The 18,930-nt window shown below is 38.6% G+C and carries 19 protein-coding genes and 1 riboswitch; of the genes, 5 read left to right on the top strand and 14 right to left on the bottom strand.

The genetic code is table 11. The features are described from left to right. Window positions 1-192: 192 nt before the first annotated feature. The 3 genes from CD126_RS05830 to CD126_RS05840 form a co-directional block, all read right to left on the bottom strand. On the bottom strand, window positions 193-1,473 hold the full coding sequence (locus CD126_RS05830) for a LysM peptidoglycan-binding domain-containing protein (RefSeq protein ID WP_065428810.1): 1,281 nt from the start codon (window positions 1,471-1,473) through the stop codon (window positions 193-195). Between the two features lie 138 nt (window positions 1,474-1,611). Next, a complete protein-coding gene (locus CD126_RS05835; RefSeq protein ID WP_103370177.1) occupies window positions 1,612-2,991 on the bottom strand; it encodes a RecQ family ATP-dependent DNA helicase in 1,380 nt (459 codons plus the stop codon). Continuing rightward, entirely contained in the window at window positions 2,972-3,946 is a 975-nt protein-coding gene (locus CD126_RS05840) for a helix-turn-helix domain-containing protein (protein ID WP_049405200.1), read from the bottom strand. The genes CD126_RS05835 and CD126_RS05840 overlap by 20 nt, the downstream gene beginning before the upstream one ends. Before the next feature lie 199 nt (window positions 3,947-4,145). Here CD126_RS05840 and CD126_RS05845 point away from each other — a divergent pair, with 199 nt between their 5' ends. Beyond that, window positions 4,146-4,394 (top strand): ferredoxin, encoded by a 249-nt coding sequence (locus tag CD126_RS05845; RefSeq protein ID WP_002472145.1) that lies wholly within the window; start codon window positions 4,146-4,148, stop codon window positions 4,392-4,394. A gap of 160 nt (window positions 4,395-4,554) precedes the next feature. On the opposite strand, the gene CD126_RS05850 is transcribed toward CD126_RS05845, so the two are convergent. The 6 genes from CD126_RS05850 to CD126_RS05875 all read right to left on the bottom strand — a co-directional run bounded on the left by CD126_RS05850 (window position 4,555) and on the right by CD126_RS05875 (window position 10,163). Further along, window positions 4,555-5,100: an ECF transporter S component gene (locus tag CD126_RS05850; RefSeq protein ID WP_049405202.1), complete on the bottom strand. Its 546-nt coding sequence runs from the start codon at window positions 5,098-5,100 to the stop codon at window positions 4,555-4,557. A gap of 65 nt (window positions 5,101-5,165) precedes the next feature. Further along, window positions 5,166-5,304: riboswitch (FMN riboswitch) on the bottom strand. Window positions 5,305-5,521: 217 nt separating this feature from the next. After that, window positions 5,522-7,294, bottom strand: a complete 1,773-nt coding sequence (locus CD126_RS05855) for an ATP-binding protein (RefSeq protein WP_103370193.1) — start codon at window positions 7,292-7,294, stop codon at window positions 5,522-5,524. Next, window positions 7,278-8,003: a response regulator gene (locus CD126_RS05860; RefSeq protein ID WP_002473172.1), complete on the bottom strand. Its 726-nt coding sequence runs from the start codon at window positions 8,001-8,003 to the stop codon at window positions 7,278-7,280. The genes CD126_RS05855 and CD126_RS05860 overlap by 17 nt, the downstream gene beginning before the upstream one ends. Before the next feature lie 160 nt (window positions 8,004-8,163). Next, window positions 8,164-8,904: a pseudouridine synthase gene (locus tag CD126_RS05865; protein ID WP_002473160.1), complete on the bottom strand. Its 741-nt coding sequence runs from the start codon at window positions 8,902-8,904 to the stop codon at window positions 8,164-8,166. Then, complete coding sequence (gene scpB / locus CD126_RS05870) at window positions 8,897-9,445, bottom strand: SMC-Scp complex subunit ScpB (protein ID WP_049405205.1); 549 nt, start codon at window positions 9,443-9,445, stop codon at window positions 8,897-8,899. The genes CD126_RS05865 and scpB overlap by 8 nt, the downstream gene beginning before the upstream one ends. Continuing rightward, on the bottom strand, window positions 9,426-10,163 hold the full coding sequence (locus CD126_RS05875; protein WP_049405206.1) for a segregation and condensation protein A: 738 nt from the start codon (window positions 10,161-10,163) through the stop codon (window positions 9,426-9,428). Before CD126_RS05875 ends, scpB begins: the two co-directional genes overlap by 20 nt. 93 nt (window positions 10,164-10,256) lie before the next feature. On the opposite strand from CD126_RS05875, the gene CD126_RS05880 reads away from it, so the two are divergent. Beyond that, window positions 10,257-10,787 (top strand): DUF309 domain-containing protein, encoded by a 531-nt coding sequence (locus CD126_RS05880; RefSeq protein WP_049405208.1) that lies wholly within the window; start codon window positions 10,257-10,259, stop codon window positions 10,785-10,787. Between the two features lie 167 nt (window positions 10,788-10,954). Here CD126_RS05880 and xerD read toward each other — a convergent pair whose 3' ends face one another. The 3 genes from xerD to CD126_RS05895 form a co-directional block, all read right to left on the bottom strand. After that, window positions 10,955-11,842 (bottom strand): site-specific tyrosine recombinase XerD, encoded by an 888-nt coding sequence (gene xerD / locus CD126_RS05885; RefSeq protein WP_049405210.1) that lies wholly within the window; start codon window positions 11,840-11,842, stop codon window positions 10,955-10,957. Window positions 11,843-11,863: 21 nt separating this feature from the next. Next, window positions 11,864-12,310, bottom strand: coding sequence for a ferric iron uptake transcriptional regulator (fur, locus tag CD126_RS05890; protein WP_002473178.1), 447 nt, complete (start codon window positions 12,308-12,310; stop codon window positions 11,864-11,866). 112 nt (window positions 12,311-12,422) lie between these two features. Beyond that, a complete protein-coding gene (locus tag CD126_RS05895; protein ID WP_103370178.1) occupies window positions 12,423-12,965 on the bottom strand; it encodes an NUDIX hydrolase in 543 nt (180 codons plus the stop codon). A gap of 263 nt (window positions 12,966-13,228) precedes the next feature. Between CD126_RS05895 and CD126_RS05900 the strand changes: the two genes are divergently transcribed. After that, window positions 13,229-14,143: an aldo/keto reductase gene (locus CD126_RS05900; RefSeq protein WP_049405213.1), complete on the top strand. Its 915-nt coding sequence runs from the start codon at window positions 13,229-13,231 to the stop codon at window positions 14,141-14,143. A 204-nt stretch (window positions 14,144-14,347) separates the two neighbouring features. Here the strand turns inward: CD126_RS05900 and CD126_RS05905 are convergent, their stop codons facing one another. Next, complete coding sequence (locus CD126_RS05905; protein WP_103370179.1) at window positions 14,348-15,118, bottom strand: SDR family NAD(P)-dependent oxidoreductase; 771 nt, start codon at window positions 15,116-15,118, stop codon at window positions 14,348-14,350. Between the two features lie 227 nt (window positions 15,119-15,345). Here CD126_RS05905 and proC point away from each other — a divergent pair, with 227 nt between their 5' ends. Further along, window positions 15,346-16,176, top strand: a complete 831-nt coding sequence (proC, locus tag CD126_RS05910) for a pyrroline-5-carboxylate reductase (RefSeq protein WP_049405217.1) — start codon at window positions 15,346-15,348, stop codon at window positions 16,174-16,176. Between the two features lie 162 nt (window positions 16,177-16,338). On the opposite strand, the gene rnz is transcribed toward proC, so the two are convergent. After that, entirely contained in the window at window positions 16,339-17,259 is a 921-nt protein-coding gene (rnz, locus tag CD126_RS05915; protein ID WP_049405219.1) for a ribonuclease Z, read from the bottom strand. 147 nt (window positions 17,260-17,406) lie between these two features. On the opposite strand from rnz, the gene zwf reads away from it, so the two are divergent. After that, the gene (gene zwf, locus CD126_RS05920; RefSeq protein WP_049405221.1) at window positions 17,407-18,891 is read left to right on the top strand and encodes a glucose-6-phosphate dehydrogenase; all 1,485 of its coding nucleotides are present in this window, start codon (window positions 17,407-17,409) and stop codon (window positions 18,889-18,891) included. Window positions 18,892-18,930 lie beyond the last annotated feature (39 nt).

Raw genomic sequence — 18,930 nt, forward strand, 5'->3', positions numbered from 1 at the left:
GATTTGTGAACAATATAGATATGTAATTGAAAGGAGCTCAGTTGCGATAATGCCAGTTAATTGAAGAACGGACAAACCACTTTATGAGTTACATGAAAAGCGGTGTATGCAACGATAGCTCGAGATAATTTCTCAACAAAAAAAGTGAGACAGAAAGCGCGATACTTTCTATCTCACTCGGCCTCATATCTATTATTGAGGAATAACTAAACGTTGACCGTTATGAATGTTGTTACCTTGGATGTTGTTGGCTTTACGGATTTTTTCAACGTTTTCTGGTGAACCGTTACCGTAATATTGGATTGCAATACGGTATAAGTTTTGACCTTGTACTACGTGAGTACGTTGGCCATTAGAATTTGTAGATTGGCTACCGTTTTGACCTTGACCATTTTGTTGGCCATTAGAGTTGCCATTTTGACCTTGGTTTTGGCCGTTGTTAGCAGTAGCTTGACCATTTTGTTGACCATTGTTTTGTGATTGGTCATTACCTTGGTTACCATTGTTGTTGTTAGCAGTAGCGTTGTTATCACTGTCATTGTCGCCTGCTGCTTTATCTTTATCAGACTTATCTTTATCTGCTTTATCCTTGTCAGATTTATCTTTGTCGCTGTCTTTATCAGATTTGCTGTCGTTAGATTTCTTATCTTTATCAGATTTATTTGTATCGTGGTTGGCTGTTTTATTATCATTGTGACTCTTATGATCATTATGATTTAATGCCATACCACCAAAGATAGCAAGTGCTGCTAAGATCAGAATTGCAGCGATGATTGGTAATAAGATACCAAGTAAGCCTTTTTTCTTCTTACCATCGCGATGATCATTATGCTTAGGATCTTTGTTATGACCGTGGTTAGAAGCAGCTTTAGCAGTTCCAGCTGCACCTGCACCCGCAGCGCCAGCGCCTGCCGCTCCAGCAGCTTTCTTACCAGTACTACCTTTATCATTAGGTGATTTGTTTGATGATTTCGCATCATGTTTATCACCTTTATGGTTATCGTGAAGTTTCTTTGCACCTACTGCACTTGCACCTGCCGCAGCAGTACCACCAGCAACAGCGGCACCTTTCTTACCTTTATTGGATTTCTCTTCACGACGCGCTTTCTCTTCTTCAGTTAATCTGTTGTCATCAGTCATCTTACTTGCATCTTGACGTTCTGTAGAAGATTCAGCGCCTTGATGACGTGTCTGTTGAGCTGAGCTTTCATGATTGCGATCATGTTTGTCATCAGCTACAGCATGATCTTCATGTTGTGTGTGTTCATCATGGTCGTTCTGATTTGTCGCTTTATCTCTACGACGTTGGCGACGTTGCGCATTACGTGGCGGGAATTGTTCGTCCGCGTGATCTTTAACATCGTCCTTATGGTCTTCGACAGTTTCTTTAACATCGTCTTGATGTTTGTCAGCGTCGATAGACTGACGATTCTTTTCAAATTCGTCTCTAAAGTTATTGGACACAAGTCTCATCCTTTCTATGTAGTGTGTTATTATCTCTTGTTTATACTGTATACCCTATGTGCACAGAGATATGTATAAAAAAGCACGAAATATGCTAACTAAATAGTATTATAGCTCTAAACCCCGTCATATCAAAGCGGAAACATGTTATTCAAATAAATTATTTAGTTTTTCAACATATGTCATTTGTCTTTTTACCTTTTTACGGTTGAGAATGGATAGAAATTCAAAGTTCGTGTCATTGTCACAGCAAATACTTGGACGTTGAGTAAGCGTTTCGGAAAAATAATTGAGTAAAAAGGCGCGTCGACACGACGTTAAATGCTTATACTGCATCATTTTTTGATAACCGAATTGTTTACGCTTTGAAGCGGTATTAAAAATCTCATTAATTTCATCATATTGATAGCGCATTAATAAAGTCTCGATAATGTTACTTTTAAAATCATCGAGAAGTTGTCCTTGCTGATGAAGCTGAAGATCTTCTTCAAGAATCGCGTCGCTAAACAGAATTGTCTCAAGAAGAAACGCATCATCAGGTTGAAATAAACTGATCGCTTGGCTCGGCTGGCCATCTCGTCCTGCCCGACCAATCTCTTGTAGATAACTGGATGGGCTCGGTGAGAGATGAAAATGGATAACTGTACGAATATCTGGTTTATTAACGCCCATACCGAAAGCGCTAGTTGCAACGATAATAGGAATATGATTCTGAATAAATTGATCTTGAACGGTTTGACGTTCTTGATAACTCAAATCGCCATGATAGATGCCTGTTAAGTACCCTTCTTGATAAATCGCACGAGCGAGTTGCAAACACATCTTCTTGCTCGAGACATATATGATCGTCGGTCCTGAATGTTCGATAAACTCAAGTAGCCAGTCAATCTTCTGTTGTTCATCTTGAAAGTTAAAATGCGTAAAACTAATATTGTCACGGTTCATCGTTGTCTTAACGACTTTGAATCGACGGTTAAGTATGTGTTTGAGATCCATCTCTAAACTTGGTGGTGCCGTTGCTGTTAAAGCGAGTATAGGCGTTTGCGGATAACGATCAGTAAGCTGACCTATCAAGGCATAATGCGGTCTGAAATCATAACCCCATTCAGATAAACAATGTGCCTCATCTAAAACAATTAAGCCGAAATGAATATTTTTCAATAACTTCATTCGGTGAGATTGCAGAATAAATTCCGGACTGAGAAAGATAAATCGACTATGCGGTAACATCTTTATATTCTGGTATCGCTCAGATTCATTCATACCTGAATGAATGTAACATACACGTGATTCACCTTGCGCTTTCAGTTGCATCACTTGATCATCCATGAGTGAAATTAAGGGCGAAATAATCAAGGTAGGTTGTTGCTTGATATACGTGGGCAGTTGATAACATAGACTTTTACCACTACCTGTGGGCAAGATGCCTAGCGTATGTTGGCCGTTGAGAATAGACTGAACCACCTCAGCTTGACCTGGCTTAAATTGTTCAAAGCCGAAATAGGCTTTAAGTGCTTGCTTTAACACTGACGTCCCCTCTTTCTATACCTACAATCATAAGTTTAATGGCGAAATAAGTTAAATTTGGAAATGCTTCTTTATAAACTTTGAGTCTCGCATCTGACTCTTGTTGGTAAAATGTATTGAAAGCTGCGAGGTCTTCACTAGATACAAAGGTTGAATAATTATTTAAATAGCCTTTGATAAACATTTCAAGTAAATGATCTTCTATGGTATTGAGCTTGACGTTTTGAAGGTTTGCAATTTGTTCGAGCGATTGTCCTTTACTTAAAAGTTGTAACGATTTAAATGTATTATGTGATAATGAGTGCAGCATGATGAACTGGGATAATATAGGATATGTAGACTTATCTTCCAGCGCTTTAACACATAGGACTAACTCATTGTATTCTTGGAGCTTGATGTCTGAGAGAAGCTCACCTTCAATGAGACTCACCTGCTGACTTGTATACATACTATCTTCATAACCGGTTAAGTAATAGTTCAGTACAGAGTGCGTCATTTCTGAGTTTAACTGTTTAAAAAGCTTATAAATTTCTGCCTGAGCGTCTGTTTCGAGATGTTGAGCGCGTACTTCTTGAAAGACGTGTTTCACGCGTTGTTGGATATGGCGTTGCTCTGTGATTGGCGTAAATTGATAAGTATCATGCACGTGATGTGAGAGTGTTTGTACGAAAAGTTGCAGTGCTTTGAAAGTCAGCACTAAACTTTCGAAAGTATGTCTAGGATGAATGTAGATTGTCGGGTTATTATCAACATAATTATTCTGAAATTCCTCAAAAAATCGCTCAAACGACGGATATTTTAAATGAGGTAAACTATGATATAATGACAATAATTGTTGACTAGAGGCATCAAAAAAGGTTTGATGAGATTTTTTACCTGTGATAATATTGTATATGCTTTTTGCGGTCTTATGATGGTGGGCATGTGTTAAGGCGTAATAAATTAGTGCTTTCATATGTCTCCCTCATTGAATTTGTACAGATACGTTGAAAATTAAGTATGCTGTACTTAAAATATTAGATAGCAACGTATTATTCAACATCAAACGAAATCGTAGCAGTTACATGGCTAATGTGAACGATGATACTCAAAAGCCATGACTACTTATAGATTATGTCATTAGTTTAGCATTTTTATCAAAGGAGGCGAAGAGATTGGCTAAATACACAATTGTAGACATGGATACTTGCATAGCGTGTGGTGCATGTGGTGCCGCTGCCCCTGATATATACGACTACGACGACGAAGGTATTGCTTATGTCATATTAGATGACAACCAAGGTACTGAACCTGTACCTGAAGAATTATACGAAGATATGGAAGATGCTTTAGAAGGTTGCCCTACTGATTCTATTAAAATTGAAGAAGAATCCTTTGATGGCGACCCATTGAAATTTGAATAAAGTGTAACAACAGTGTTGAGACTGTTAAACATAGATGATGCCTGAGCATAGATGTGCTCAGGTTTTTTCATGTTTGAAGTGCTTTTAATAGTTAAAAATAAGCTACGTCATCGAGGTGATCACGTAGCTCATCAGTTACTGTGTAATGAATTTATTGTGTTTACGGTTTCAGTACATTTTTTAAACGTTTATATAATAATAAGAAGATAATCGAAATGACAATCCCTTTGATGATGTTGAATGGTATCACACCAGATAACACGATGATTTTAACATTATTAACAATATCGTCTAAGTTAACAATCATGCCGTAAAGCGGTAATAGCACAAAGTAGTTGAGAATACTAAGCACGATGGTCATCACGATAGTAGCGCTAATTAGACCTATAATCATTGACTTCCAAGTATCATGACGGCGTGCAACAAAGTATGCAGTGAGAATGAAACTTGCTGCAGCGAGGAAGTTTGCCAGTGGTCCCACAGGCTCACTAATGTTGACGATTAAATGTAAGATGTTCTTTATCGCTTCAACGACGACGCCAGCTACCGGGCCTAGTGTAAATGTAGCGAGTAAAGCGGGTACATCGCTGATATCAAGTGTTAAATATGGTGGTAGAAACGGTAATGGAACGCGAATCCACATGAGGATAAAGCCGATTGCACTAAGCATGCTAATCGTTATGAGCCGTTTCGTTTGTTTCTGCATTGAATATTCTACTCCTTTCATTCATCTTACAAAGAATAGGAGGAATGATTGCAACACAAAAAAACCTCCATCTTCTCCCATCCAGACTATACTGTCGGCTCTAGATTCTCACTAGATCAGCCATAGCAAAACTAATATTTCGCTATGGGTCGCAGGCTTACATTTACTGCCGGTTGGGACTTGCACCCTACCCCGAAGATGAATTACGTAATATTTTCATTTATATCATAGCTCAATACTCTGTTAAAAACAATGACAAAGTATTAGCGATGAGATCGTATACTAACATAGCCGTTTTGACCCAAATGATATGGCGGTTCAGGAAGTCGCTAATATCGTTATATTAGAAAAGCCATTCTATCTATGTCGTTCACTGACACTAATAGAATGGCTTATTTCATGTAGATTTTATTAAAGCAACCTAGGCATCGCTGTGCTTTGGCTTAGGTAATTTAATGATAAATGTTGTACCCTCGCCTAATTCACTTTCAACGTCGATTTGACCACCATGTTCTTCAATAATCATTCGACAGATAAAGAGACCGAGACCTGTTCCTTGCTTTCCTCTCTTGCGCGCTGCGTCCACTTTATAGAAGCGTTCAAATACTTGTTCTAAATGTTCAGGCGCAATACCTGATCCTGTATCCGTGATGTACAAGATATCTTCGGTTTCATTCTCATCCACTTGAATGGTAATTGAATCATGAGGTTCTGTATAACGTGCTGCATTATCAATGAGATTAGTTAATACTTGCTCGATGCGATCAGAATCATAACTCCATAGACGTCCGTCCGTATCTGGATTAAGATTCAAGTTCAATTGTAAGTCCGTTGCTTGTTGTTTGTACTTCTGTTGAATCTTACTTAACAGATTATCAATGGGTTGTAATTCTTTCTCAACTGACAAGCCCTCCGCATCCATACGTGCGACGTTAAGTAATTCGTTGACGAGTCGATTTAAGCGTTTGGTCTCATCAAGCACGATAGACAGGGAATCTTTAATTTCATCAGGTTCTGTCACAATGCCATCTACAATCGACTCTGTATAACCTTGTAGTAAAGAAATCGGTGTACGCAATTCGTGAGATACATTAGCTATGAAATCTTTCTTCATTTGATCTACATTGTGCTCATTGGTCATATCACGAATAATGGCAACCGCCCCACTACGTCCATCAGGTTGAATTTGATCAATATAACTCATGATGATGACATAATAACGCGTGTTGATTTCGTACTCCTCGAATTGAGTTTGTTGTTCTTCTAACGTCCGTTGATACTGGTCGCCAAGTTGACTGACCGTCACATCATCTAACGTCTTAAGAATGTGCTCTGCCATGGAGTTAGAGATAATGATTTCCTTGTTATCATTGAAACCAAGCACACCCTCAACCATCGAGTTAAGCAAGCTATCTCGAATGTTCTTGGATGATGAAATTGCTTCAATATGTTGTTGAATCTCTGAACTCATGGTATTGAAGGCACGTGAGAGTTCGCCAATCTCATCTTTCGTATGAATCGGTAAGGTTTGCGTATATTCACCTCGAGAAACTTTCAGTGCTTGCGTCTTAAGCTGTCGTAAAGGTTTCGTAATTCGAGATGATAGGAAGAATGCAAAGACGGTAGTTATAGCCAGGAAGATGACCGCGATAGCTAAGATAATCACAGCAATAACATTTGTCGTTTGCTCAATACTCTTCAGATCTTGATAGATAAACACACCGCTATACTGTCCTTGATTATCTTGTTTAGACGAGAGATGTTTCGTCGGATAACCGATGAGTACATAAGTACGCGGCTTACCATCGACTTTAATCGTGACATGTTCTGAAATATGCTTACCTTGGCTAAAGACTTTCTTATAATCTTTATTCCGCTTGATAGCGTTGAGCATCTTCACTTTTGATTGATCTTCACGTTCACGCGCTACAGCTTGCTCATCTTTCATGATGATGAGGCCGACGGGTCCTTCTATAAGAGAACGACTGTGTTCAATCGCTGTCTTCTTATCGTCGGTATGTTCTACGAGGTGACTAATGCGTTCAGCATTATCTTTCAAGTGTTCTTCCGTATCTTGAGTAAAATACGATTGGATAAACGTAATTAATGCGACACTGAGTAAAATTAAAACTGTCGTTACTATAAGAATTATAGTTAACCACAGTTTTATGACGACATTATTGAGTCGGTTCATCATGTTCTGATACCTCAAATTTATAACCGACGCCCCATACCGTTTGAATCATACTTGCTGCATCTTCTGAGACGCGATTTAATTTCTCACGTAAACGTTTCACATGCGTATCTACTGTGCGTAAGTCGCCGTAGAATTCATAGTGCCATACTTCTTTCAATAACTGTTCGCGATCGAACACTTTGTTAGGCGTCTTCGCTAAGAAGATGAGTAGTTCATATTCTTTCGGAGTCAAATTGACTTCTTTGTCATCGGCTAAGACACGATGTGCATCATTGTCGACGGTTAAATGAGTGAATTCTATTATATCACGGGCATGCGGTTCGCTTTGCTCCGTGTGATTGACTTGTGTACGACGCAAGAGTGCTTTGACACGTAACACAACTTCTCGTGGGGAGAATGGTTTCACAATATAATCATCAGCACCAGATTCAAAGCCTTCAACACGATTTGTTTCTTCACCTTTCGCTGTGAGCATGATGATTGGTGTATCTTTGTGTTCACGTAATTTGGAAGCTACAGTAATACCATCCATTTCTGGCAACATGAGATCTAATAAGATGCAATCATAATCGTGTTCCATGGCCATTTGGTATGCTTCATTACCATCTTTAGCTTCTTGTATTTCAAAAGATTCTCTTTCTAAGTACAATCTAAGTAGTCGTCTAATTCTATCTTCATCGTCAACTACAAGAATTTCGTTTGGCATTTGTCTACCTCCCACACTTCTGCATTTCTCTACACTTCTATTATAGCATAGGATTTGAGTTAAAAGTATTCAATAACTATTTCATTTCAATTCATAAATGAATTATATATCAAGAGAATATAAGTAGAGCCGATATTCATCCTCTCTAACTTAACCCCTTTTAATATTTACCATGTTCAGCTAGATGGCGTAACGTCTTCACTTCATGTGGCGTCATCACACGCCCTTCACCAGCATTGAGCCCTTTAAGCGTTAATGGACCGACTTGAATGCGTTGCAATTTATTTACCTTATAGCCTAAATGTTCAAACATGCGACGGACTTGACGATTACGCCCTTCATGGATCGTGATTTCTACTAATGTCGTTTCTTTCTGTTTGTCTTGTCGCTTAATCTTCACTTGAGCAGGTTGCGTCCAACCATCATCCAGTTGGATCCCCTTCTCTAGCGCTTTAACCTCTTCACGCATGAGATAGCCGTTGAGTTTCGCTACATATTTTTTAGGAATCTTGTAGCTTGGATGTGTAATTAAGTTAGTAAAATCACCGTCATTCGTGAGAATAAGTAATCCAGATGTATCATAGTCTAATCGACCTACAGGATAAATACGTGTCTCAATATCTTTAAAGTAATCTGTTACAACAGTGCGGCCACGGTCGTCAGAGACGCTCGTAATGACTTGCGTAGGTTTATAGAATAGAATGTAGAGTTTATCTTCTTGTTCAATCTTTACTCCTTCTACTTCAACCATATCTGAGGCTTTCACTTTCGTTCCCAGTTCTGTGACAGTTTCACCATTCACTTTAACTTTACCATCTGCGATAAGTGTTTCTGCTTTGCGACGTGAAGTATAACCGCTATTCGCAATGCGTTTCTGTAAACGTTCTGTAGCTTTATTCATCTTTATCTCCTTTTTGGTTTACAAGATTACTGAAGAAGGCTTCGATTTCTTCGTCTTCCTCTTCAGTTGTAGGTAATTCGTCTAAATGCTTGATTCCAAAGACGTTTAAGAATAGATCTGTTGTATAAAGTTGCTGACTACGAGAGTTAGGTTCTGATTTCGCTTCGACGAGTCCTCGTGCAATCAACGTCTTTACTGCCCCATCACTATTGATACCACGAATCATTTCGATATCGCTACGTGTCAAAGGTTGATTGTAAGCGATGATAGAGAGGGCTTCCATAGCTGCCTGTGAAAGCTTCATTTGTGATTCTTGCTCAACTAATTGTTCAATATATTGCGCAGCCTCTTTCGGTGTCGTTAAGACATATGTATCCCCGTATTGTTGTATCGTCAGTCCACGTGCTTCATAGCTATCGACGAGTTGCGATAGCGACTCAGGAGTGAGCTCCAAGATTTGCGTCAGCTGTTTCTGACTCAATCCCTCATCTCCAGCTGCGTAGAGTAATGCTTCGAGTATGTTAATTGGCTTCAAGACGATAGTTCACTCCTCTACAAATATTGATATCTTCAAAGCTGCGCGTTTGTTCGATATTCACCCATCCCGTCTTAGACATTTCCAGTATAGCTAAGAAATGCGTAACAACCATTTCGATAGGTTCATTAAAGGTAAAAAGACTAAAGAAATTAAATGAGTCTTCTTTGATGAGACGATCATTCACCTTTGCTGTTGCTTGTTGAATCGTAAAGGTTTCTTTATGTATATTAACGGACTTTGGTTTTTGATAATCGACACGGTTTTTAACTTTTTGATAAGCCATAATCAATTCAGTTAAATCGATGGTTTGGCTCTCATCCCATTGTTCACTCGATTCTAGATGACTAAGATCAGTAGGATGCTTAGAGTATAGTAACGCGCGTTCTGCCTTTTTATCATTTAAAATCTCAGTATACTCTTTATAATTCTGATATTCGATTAAGCGGCCGACGAGTTCTTCACGAGGGTCGTCTTCCATATCTGCTTCCTCATCATGTTGAGGCAATAATAATTTACTCTTAATCATCAGCAGTTCCGAAGCCATCACTAAATACTCACTGGCAACGTTGATTTCAAGCTGATTCATCGCATGGATATACTGCATATACTGTTCCGTTAAAGACTTCATAGGAATATCGTATATATCGATTTCAAATTTTTGGATGAGATGCAGTAATAAATCAAGGGGCCCGTTGAATGCATCTAACTTTACCTCATACATAGTATTCTCCTCATCGCTAGCAACTTATGTGCGTATTTCACTCAAATATTATAGCATGATATCAAAGACATTTAAATTTGGAGCGTGTTGAAGTTGCATCAAGCACTCATTTCTTTTTACTATCATTTTCATCATCAACAACATTATTTCTTGTGCCACGATATACTTGAGGAGGCTTGGAAAGCTCAACCTCACTATAGTAAAAATGACGCGGTCGTGAGCTTAATTCTGTTTGCAACCGCTTGTTATCACTATCGACGTGATAATCGCGTGGGTGCCGGCAAGTCTTTTAGTAAGGCTTTAAAAGTAATTGAACCTTTCGATGAACAAGACGACAGACTAGGATTGGATCTGCGTTCTTATAAGAAAGTGATTCAAGAAGAACGCACTCGTCTCGAACAAGGCGAGCTATTTGAACCCATTCAATTACCACTTACGACTAAGATGGAAGATGAAATTATCCAAGTTTATCCAGAATATCAATTTTCAGCAGAAGTGATTACGAAACCGTATATTCTCCATCATCATATAGAGCGAGATCGCACTGAAGTCGTTCGTGCACGACAACGCGCATTACAAGAAAGACAACAAGCTCGAGTGAAACGCCCATATTCTAATAAGTAGGAAGTAGTTCGATGAGACTTGAACGCACAATGCCTATTACTTAGCTGTGAGACATCGATATAGTCAGCTAGTGAACTATAAAAAAGAGTACGAAAATGAGATTTGACGATTATCTCTGTCTGCACTTTCGTACTCTTTAAATCAATGGTCTTAGGTTACTTCGTTTATTATGCACGTGGATGGAATTGATTATAAATTTTTCTAATCTGTGATTTCGATACGTGGGTATAGAGTTGTGTTGTAGAAATATCTGCGTGTCCTAGCATTTCTTGAACCGCGCGTAAATCAGCACCATTTTCCAGCAAATGTGTTGCAAATGAGTGGCGCAACGTATGAGGTGTGAGCGTTTTAAAAATTTCAGCTTTCACACCGTTTTGTTTAATCATCTTCCAAATTGCTTGGCGTGATAATGGTTTACCATGCAAATTTAAGAATAGATTATCTGTGACTGTCTTCTTCAAGAGTTGTGGTCGGACTGTCTCAATATACGTTTCAAGAATGTCGATAATCGTTTCACCGAGTGGCACGATACGCTCTTTATTCCCTTTACCAAACACACGCACGAACCCCATGATAAGGTTCACGTCTTCTACCTTTAAATTAATAAGCTCTGTCACACGCATCCCTGTTGCATAGAGCAATTCAAGCATAGCGCGATCACGATAACCGTTATTTTTAGACATATCAGGTGTTTCAAGTAAACGGATGACCTCATCAACCTCAAGAACATCAGGTAAGCGTCGTTCGTACTTCGGCGTTTCTATTAATACGGTTGGGTCTTTGGCTGCATATTTCTCTCTAAGCGCAAACTGATGAAAGCTTCTTATCGTAGAAATAAAGCGGGCAATCGACTTTGCAGATGCCCCCTTGTCATGTAAATCACCCAGACAAACTTGAATGGTTTGACGATCGATGAAATCAATGTGACTGATCTTCTCTTCTTCGAGATAGTCTTGATATTTCTTCAGATCACGTCGATACGCGCCAATCGTATTCTCACTTAATCCCTTTTCAAGTTGAATAAATTTCAGGTATTCTTCGATTATTTCGTCCATTACAATACCTCAAATCTTGTATTATTTACCTTTCGCTTGGCACTCAGCACACACGCCATGGAAAGTGAGGCGGTGGTCAGAAATTCTGAAGTTAAAGTCTCGTTCAACTTTCTCCTCTACTTGAGGTAGTAAATCTTCTTCAATCTCCTCAACCTTTCCACATTCCATACAAACTAAATGGTGATGGAAGTGTTTTGCACCTTCTTTACGTAAGTCGAAACGTGCTACGCCATCTCCAAAGTTTATCTTATCTACGACTTTTAATTCGGCTAATAATTCTAAAGTACGGTAAACCGTTGCCAAGCCGATTTCAGGCGCACGATCTTTCACCTTTAAATAGACATCTTCAGCACTGAGGTGGTCTTTTTCATTTTCAATTAATACTCTTAATGTAGCCTCACGTTGAGGAGTTAGTTTATAAGATGATTGTTGTAGTTGTTGCTTCACGCGATTTAAACGTTCTTCCACGGAAGGGTCACTCCTCTATCATTATTAATAAATCTCAACACATACTACGCGTGTTGATTCATCATATATAAAATACCAGTAATTGATAATATTTTCAAGTTGGTAACATTATTTATTTAGAATGATTATAATTAAGGAGTAAGTGTTGAAGACCGATGATCGTCTTCGCATCTTCAAATTCCCCATCTTGAAGCATTCCTCGAATTGTATCGATTGAGAATGTGTGTAACTCTAGAAATTCATCTTCATCTGGATGCATGTCGCCCTCTTCTACTTGATCAGTAAAGTAAATCGTTAAACGTTCGTTTGAGAATCCAGGTGAACCGTACATATCAGTGACCCATTCTAAAGATTGTGCTTGATAGCCCGTTTCTTCAGCTAATTCACGTTTAGCAGCTTCTTCGCGGTCTTCATCTTTTTCAAGTTTACCAGCAGGTAGTTCGAGTAATGGCTTCTCAGCTGGCTTGCGGAACTGTTTCACTAATACGACTTCATTATTAGGTGTGACTGCACATACAGCCACTGCACCGTTGTGAAAGACAAGTTCACGTTTAGATGTGTCGCCATTCATCAGTTCTACATTATGTACCTCTACATCGATAATCTGCCCTTGATAAATCTTTTCGCGATGCGTTGTTTTTTCATTAAATTCCATGATGGTGTTCCTCCTTTAAGTATCTTTAGTCGATTGTTATGGTCTCATTATAGACATTTTTAATCCAATTTGAGAACTAATGTCTATCCTGAAAGCTATTTTAAACTACAAATCTGAAACACACGCTTATACAATGTATTGATATTAAGGTAAAATGGGTAAATGATAATGTAGCGTTGCTATAAGAACATTATGACTGAAAGCGAGCAAGGGAGATGTTCTCATATCGCTCGTGGAACGATGAGAAAGGAGCAAGTGTAGATATGCAAAAGCGCACTTTAAAAAGCGGTATTGAACTTTCAGAATTAGGACTCGGTTGCATGAGTCTTGGAACTGACTATCAGCACGCAGAAGGTATCATTGAACGTGCTTTAGATAATGGTATTACTTACTTTGATACTGCAGATGTTTACGATAAAGGTGTTAATGAGGAAATTGTGGGTAAAGCACTTAAAAAATATCAAAATCGTGATGATATCGTTATCGGTACCAAAGTCGGTAACCACCGTCAAGCAGATGGTTCAACATTCTGGGATCCTTCTAAAGATTATATTAAATCAGAAGTCAAAGAATCATTGCGCCGTCTAGATCTAGATCATTTAGATTTATATCAACTTCACGGAGGTACAATCGATGATCCGTTAGATGAAACGATTAGTGCTTTCGATGAATTGAAACAAGAAGGCATTATCCGTGCTTATGGTATTTCTTCAATTCGCCCTAACGTTATCGATTATTACCTTAAACATAGTGATATTGAAACGTTAATGTCTCAATTTAATCTTATCGATAACCGACCTGAGTCATTAATGGAAGATGTGAACCAGAAAGATGTAAAAGTGCTTGCACGTGGACCTGTATTCAAAGGTTTACTTACTTCAAATAGCAATCAAGCACTCGATGATAAGTTTGCAGAGGGTATCTTTGACTATAGCTATCAAGAACTTGGTGAAACGATTGCTTCTATTAAAGAAGTTGAAAGCAATTTAACCGCGTTGACTTTCAATTATTTACTAAACCAAAAACCGATGGGCTCTATCATCGTAGGTGCAAGCAGTCCTGAGCAAGTGGATGAAAACGTGAAGAACTTTGAACGTGCCAAAGAAATCAGTCGCGATATGGTCAAAGCAGCACGTAATCGCGTTAAGGACGAAGAATATACTAATCATTTACGTTAATAGTCAATTATTAATCATGGTAGTCAACTATGTGAGAATAAAACGACGAAATCAACATAGATTTCCGATTTAATATTTCAGTAATATGAAAATAGCAGCTTCTGTGTATGTTTATTATTCAATTACGCAGCAGCTAACTGAACTTGAGATAGCTAGCGCTTTCTCAAGTTCTAGTCATCCTTGCGGGGGCAAGACTACGAAATCCTAGATTTCTGTCTTGCTCCCTTTGTTTTTAAACAATGGACTTGCTATTTTTTCGATGAATCGTGGAGCTAAGTTGTATAATTTTAACAGTAAGCGCATCCATCTTGGTCGGTTAATTTCATTTTTTCTTAAATGCATTCCTATGATGATGTCTTGTGTTAATATTTCTGGTTCAATCATGAGCTTATGAAATTGTTCTTGATAACGTCCGGAGGGATCTGCTTTTTGATGAAAAGGTGTTCGTATCGGACCTGTGTTGACCGTCATAACGTGATAGTTAGGATATTCAAGACGTAGCGCATTCATTAATTGGTAGAAAGCAATTTTACTCGCGCCATAGTGAGCTGCATAGGCTTGTGTAGCGAAACCTGCTTGACTACCAATACCTACGATAGATGCATTGTTTTTAAGAAAAGGCTGAAGCGTTTGGAATAATAAATTGAAATGCACCACATTAACTTGGTAAGTCTCAAGCATTTCTTCATTAGTATGTGCTTCAATTCCTTTAAAATAGCCTACACCTGAACAATAGATGAACCCATCCAACGACGTATGGTTGAGATGAGAAGCTACTGCTTTAATTGAGTCGGGATCTAACATGTCGCATGGAACAATTTGAAGTTGATCATCTTGCAGTTCTAAGTTGAGTCCGCGCATCTTCTCAATATTGCGTACTAAGGCGATGACTTTATGCCCATCATGTAATAATTGTTTCACGAGTGTTAGACCGAGTCCGCTCGTCGCGCCAGTTATAATATATGTTTGTTGCATTGTCACACCCCTTTTCCTATTGAATCTTATATCCCTTATCATAACTTATTAAAGCGTGAAAACTAAAATAATTATTGTGTAGAAATAGCGGTTGAAGCCTGTCCTCTATATGATAGCTCATGCTTCAACTCATCGTCTCTCTCAGATTAAGTAAACGTTTCCACTAGCCTAATATAATATCTGTGTTACTATAGAAACATATTGTAAGGAGGTAGTGATACAACGTTATGAAATTAGTATTCTATGGTGCTGGAAATATGGCACACGCAATTTTTACTGGAATCGTGAATTCCAATGTAGTGAAATCTGAGAATATTTATTTGACGAACCGTTCAAATGAAGACGCTTTAAAGAAACATGCAGAAGAACTTGGCGTTCAATATAGTTATGACGACGAGGCTTTATTGAAAGATGCGGACTATGTCTTCCTAGGTACGAAACCGTATGACTTTGATAATCTTGCAGATCGTATTAGACCGCATATTAATGAGGATAATCGTTTCATTTCTATCATGGCAGGACTACCTATTTCATACATTCAAGAACAACTTGGAACGTCTAATCCAAATGCTCGCATCATGCCTAATACCAATGCGCATGTCGGTCATTCAGTAACTGGCATTAGCTTCTCAAATAACTTTGGACCGAAATCTAAAGAGGAAGTTCATGAGTTAATCAATGCCTTTGGTTCTGTTATCGAAGTGCCAGAAGATCAGTTACATCAAGTAACAGCGATTACCGGAAGCGGTCCAGCTTTCCTATATCACGTCTTTGAACAATACGTGACAGCGGGTACACGTCTTGGACTTGAGAAATCTCAAGTTGAAGAGTCAATTCGTAACCTTATCATCGGAACAAGTAAGATGATTGAACGTTCTGAACTAGGTATGGATCAATTGCGTAAAAATATTACGTCTAAAGGCGGTACAACACAAGCAGGTTTAGATGCTTTATCTCAATACGATATAGAAAGTATCTTTGAAGATTGCTTAAAAGCTGCTGTGGATCGTAGTGTTGAACTCGCTTCACAAGATGACGACGATGATGACGACGATTAAAGTCATCACTAACTAATAGTATTATAAATAATAGAACTCCCTTCAATAGATGTTGAATCGGCACCTATTGAAGGGAGTTTAGTTATTGAGACAATAGTGGTATTGAAAGTGTGTTGTTGCATTATGAGAAAGCATTTTACTCACTTAAATTAACTGCGAAGTTTAAAATTGATAGCTATCGAAGTCTTGGACAATATCGAAATGAAGCTCAGGATATTGCAAGTGCAATTGACCTTCAAGCTCTGTGACATCATCTAAATTATAACGATTGCTGATATGAGTGATTAAACCGTGTTTGACCTGTGCATTGGCCATTAATTGAAAGACGTCAGCTACGTGTGAATGATGATAATTATTCGCGAGTGTACGGTCCCCTTCTAGATAGGTTCCCTCGTGTACCATCACATCTGCATGATGCGCAAGTGTTGTTTCGTTGGCACATGGCTTCGTATCACCAAAGATAGCAACGATGGGGCCTCGCTTCGCCGGTCCTTTAAAATCTTTAGAATCGTATAATTGCCCTGCGTGTTCGAACGTTTCCTCTGATTTCACTTGTTGGTATTTGGGTCCGGGTTCTAAACCAATTCGTTTGAGCGCTTCAACATCGATGGTTCCTGGAGTCGATGGGGCTTCAATACGGTAACCAAATGAAATGATTCCGTGATTAAGTATTTGTGCTGTAACTTCGAAGCCGTGGTGTTGATAGGATAACTCATTGTCTATTTCAATAAACGTGAGTGGATAGTTTAATTTGGAGGCCGATAAGTCTAATGCAGTCTCAACGAATGATTTAATTCCTTTAGGTCCTATAATAGTGAGCGGTTTGCCCTCACCGCCTTGGAAAGAGCGGCTCGTCAAGAGACCTGGCAATCCAAAGATGTGATCACCGTGCATATGTGTGATAAAAATATGATCTACTTTACCTAATTTAATTGAATGATGTAGAATCTGATGTTGCGTACCTTCCCCTACATCAAATAGCCAAATATGATTGGTATATGGTTCTAAATTAAGGGCCATCGCTTGGGTATTACGTTCTTTCGTAGGTAGACCAGCGCTAGTCCCGAAGAATGTGATTTCCATGCACATGTGCCTCCTTTTCGACAACATTTTATCACAAAGTGAAATAGAATAAATAGTTAGAACTCAACAATTAAGCAAAAAGGTATGTACAAATTTAGCTATTGTTTTATAATGATTAAAGATTAAAAAAGAATTGAGGTTTTAATCTTGAGTACTAGCAATAAGAACATCCCATGTTTGATTACGATATTTGGTGCTACTGGTGACTTGAGTCATCGTAAACTCTTTCCGTCGCTCTTCCATCTTTATCAACAAGATAATTTGAACGAACAAATCGCAATTATTGGGATTGGTCGTCGTTCATTGACTAATGATGACTTTCGTGAACAAGTGAAAGCTTCAATTGAGCGTTATGTAACGAATACAGAACACCTCGAACATTTCATGGAACATGTCTTCTACCATGAGCATGATGTGAATGACGAAGCAAGTTATGATGAATTGCTCGAGTTCAGCAATGACTTGGATGAGCGTTTCGAACTAGGTGGCAATCGGTTATTCTACTTAGCTATGGCGCCGAAATTCTTTGGTATCATTTCTGACTATCTGAAATCTTCTGGTCTAACGCAGACAGATGGTTTCAAACGCTTAGTCATTGAGAAACCGTTCGGCAGTGACTTGGCTTCAGCTGAAGAGTTGAACAACCAAATTCGCCGTTCATTTAAAGAAGAAGAGGTTTACCGTATTGACCACTATTTAGGCAAAGATATGGTTCAGAATATCGAAGTGTTGCGTTTTGCTAACGCGATGTTTGAACCGCTTTGGAACAATAAATATATTTCTAACATCCAAGTTACCTCTTCAGAAATTCTCGGTGTCGAAGATCGTGGTGGTTATTATGAATCAGCCGGCGCTTTAAAAGATATGGTGCAGAACCACATGCTGCAAATGGTAGCCTTATTAGCGATGGAACCACCGATTAGTCTTAAAAGTGAAGATATTCGAGCTGAAAAAGTAAAAGTACTTAAATCGTTACGCAAATTAGAACCTGAAGAAGTTAGCCATAACTTTGTTCGAGGTCAATATGATGCAGGTACGATTAACGGTGTGGAAGTGCCTAAATATCGCGATGAAGATCGTGTAGCAGAAGATTCTGATACGCCTACTTTTGTAGCAGGTAAATTACGTATTGATAATTTCCGCTGGGCTGGCGTACCATTCTATATTCGTACAGGAAAACGTATGAAGAGTAAGACCATTCAGGTCGTCGTAGAGTTTAAAGAGGTTCCACTCAACCTGTATTATGAAACAGATAAAAAGTTAGATTCTAATTTACTCGTGATTAATATCCAACCGAATGAAGGTGTGTCACTACACCTTAACGCGAAGAAAAATGTGCAAGGTATTGAAACAGAACCTGTACAACTCTCATTCTCTATGAGTGCTCAAGATAAAATGAATACAGTCGACGCCTACGAGAATTTATTGTTCGACTGCCTCAAAGGCGATGCGACAAACTTTACACATTGGGAAGAATTGAAATCGACATGGAAATTTGTCGATGCAATTCAGGAAGAATGGACACAAACACCACCTGATTTCCCGGATTATGAAGCAGGTACCAATGGACCGCTTGAAAGTGAATTATTATTAAGTAGAGACGGTTTCCACTGGTGGGAAGATGTACAATAAACAATGGAATAAATATTGATATCAATTGAGAACCTGCAG

Origin of the sequence: Staphylococcus pettenkoferi, from assembly GCF_002902685.1 — a bacterium.
Classification (GTDB): domain Bacteria; phylum Bacillota; class Bacilli; order Staphylococcales; family Staphylococcaceae; genus Staphylococcus; species Staphylococcus pettenkoferi.